Annotated in this window: 1 protein-coding gene and 1 pseudogene; one reads left to right on the top strand and one right to left on the bottom strand. The window is 72.8% G+C overall.

The genetic code is table 11. The features are described 5' to 3' along the window. Positions 1-1069: pseudogene (locus tag HLK59_RS49675) on the bottom strand (hypothetical protein); the annotation flags it as partial. A gap of 227 nt (positions 1070-1296) precedes the next feature. On the opposite strand from HLK59_RS49675, the gene HLK59_RS49670 reads away from it, so the two are divergent. After that, positions 1297-2052: a GPP34 family phosphoprotein gene (locus tag HLK59_RS49670; protein WP_171148274.1), complete on the top strand. Its 756-nt coding sequence runs from the start codon at positions 1297-1299 to the stop codon at positions 2050-2052. The last annotated feature ends 129 nt before the right edge of the window (positions 2053-2181 follow it).

Below are 2181 nucleotides of genomic sequence, written 5' to 3'. Positions count from 1 at the left end.
GCAGCTGGGTCAGGGTGGTGGGCTGGTCGACACGGGCCTCGGCTTCGCCTTCGGCCTTCGTGTTCCCACCCGCACCACCCGTGCGGCTCTCGTCGCCGGGTGCGGGTGGCCCCTGCGGGGCGTCCTCGCCGTCGGCGGCTTGCGGGGCGGATGCGGGCTTGTCCGTCGTCGAACCGGACTCGTGGGTTGCCTGGGCGGGCTGTCCTGAGGCGTCGCTCGGCTTCGTGGTGGCGCGGGGGTCGGTCGCAGGGGCCTTGGCCGTCCCGGCAGGCTCCTCGCTGTCCTCGACGGCGCCGGCAGCCGCGTCCTCGGCATCCGCGTCCGCCGTGGCCGGCGCGTCCCCGGACCGGACCCAGGCGGCCACCGCAGCGCGCAGCCTGGCGTCGCCCGCGACACCGCCGCTCGGCACGGCGTCCTGGACGTCGTCGGCGGCTGCCGCGCCCTCAGGCCCCTCGGCATCCTCCGAGACCCCGGCATCGGGCTTCGCGTCCCGCGGACCCTCGGCGGCGTCGCTCGGCACGGCGTCCTGGACATCCTCGGCCGCAGCCGCGTCCTCAGGCGCCGCATCCTCAGGCTCCGCGTCCTCAGGCGCTGCGTCCTCAGGCGCCGCGTCCTCAGGCGCCGCGTCCTCAGGCGCCGCGTCCTCCACGGCGTCCTCGGGCGCCTCCGAGCCCCCAGCACCGCCCTCAGCGGCAGCGGCGTCCTCGGACCCGGTGGACGACGGCTCGTCGGTCGGGTCCGGAGTCTCGTCGGTCGCGGCCGGACTCACCTCGCCCTCGGTCGCCGCCGGACTCACCTCGTCCTCGGTCCCGGCCAAACTCGCCTCGTCCTCGGCCGGGCCGGAGGCCTCCGCGGCGGCGCGGGCCTTCGCCACGTCGCGGGCCGAGAAGACCCGTGTCGCTGTGTCCACGCCACCACGGGCCGCCGCGGGCGGCTCGGTGTCGCGGGCCACCGCCAGGCGCGGGTCGCGTACCTCACCCCGGGCTTCGGGAACCGGATGCGCGCTCCCCGACGTCGGTTCTGCCGACGACTCGCGCTGCTTCGACCTGTCGGGGGACTCGCCCGCCACCGATGCCTCCTAAACCGTGAACACGTGAACCAGTCTGAAAAGCCTCGCCCTGAAACACCGCTCCCCCGCAGTGTCCGAACCATGTACCAGTGTCCTGTGTGAGGGCTTGGCTCCTGCGGTAGACGAGAACGACATACCTACCGGTTCCACTACAAACAGGTCACGCACCCTCGACAGACCAATGTGAGAGGGGTCACCCTGTCTTTCATCCACGCGGGGAGGCATGGATGGGCAGGAGCCGCAGAACACTTCCGGAGGAGCTTCTGCTGCTGGCGCTGGACCCGGCCACGGGTACCACCGCACAGCCGCAGTCGCTCGACCTTGGTCTGGCCGGAGCACAGCTAGTGGAGCTGGCGCTGGCCGGACGGATAGCCCCAGACGGGGATCGTATCGCCGTGGTGTCCCCACGGCCGACTGGAGATCCGACACTCGACTGCGCGTTGGAGTTGCTGCGAAGGCGTGGCGCTCCGGTCCGGGCGGTCAACTGGATCGGCGGGCCGCGTCTCGGGCTGCGCCAGACCTACCTCTCGCATCTGGAGCGGTGCGGCATGGTGCATGCCGTGGCGGGCCAGATGTGTGGAGTACTGCCGACGACTCGCTACCAGGCGAGTCAGACCGAGATCAGCCGGGAGATCAGATCCCGACTGGACTCCGCGATCCGCACCGGCGTACCGCCGGACCCGCGGACCGCGGCGCTCGCCGCCCTGGCGCACGCGGTCGGCCTCGGCAAGCACCTGTATCCGGGCAACGAGGGACGCTCCTCTCGCTCCCGGCTGCGGGACCTGATCAGGCACGACCCCATGGGCGGCCTCGTCGCGCACGCGGTGATGGACGTCCAGAACGGTGTGGCCGCACAGCCACGCCGCAGCCCGGCCCCGACCGGCCGTCCGGCCGGACCAGGTGTCAGGCAGGCACCGGAACCCGCCCGCGGCGTTCCGGTGCAACCGCGCCGCGGTTCCATGGCACGTGTCGTGGCTCACTGAGCCGCAGTCCCACGGCACGACCGTCCGTAGAACCGCACCACGCACCACACGCACCTCCGGCGTACCCCAGACCCGGTATCGGGAGCCGCTGGTCCGCGCGGGGCGGCGGGATCGTGTGTCCGAGACGAC

Source organism: Streptomyces sp. S3(2020), from assembly GCF_013044505.1.
In the GTDB taxonomy this organism is placed as follows: Bacteria; Actinomycetota; Actinomycetes; order Streptomycetales; family Streptomycetaceae; genus Streptomyces.
The sequence above is the reverse complement of the archived record's forward strand: the minus strand, read 5'-3'. Positions and strand labels throughout refer to the sequence as shown.

Bases quoted from the DNA above. Each gene is read 5' to 3' on its own strand.
- HLK59_RS49670 (WP_171148274.1), top strand. From the start codon at position 1,297: ATGGGCAGGAGCCGCAGAACACTTCCGGAGGAGCTTCTGCTGCTGGCG.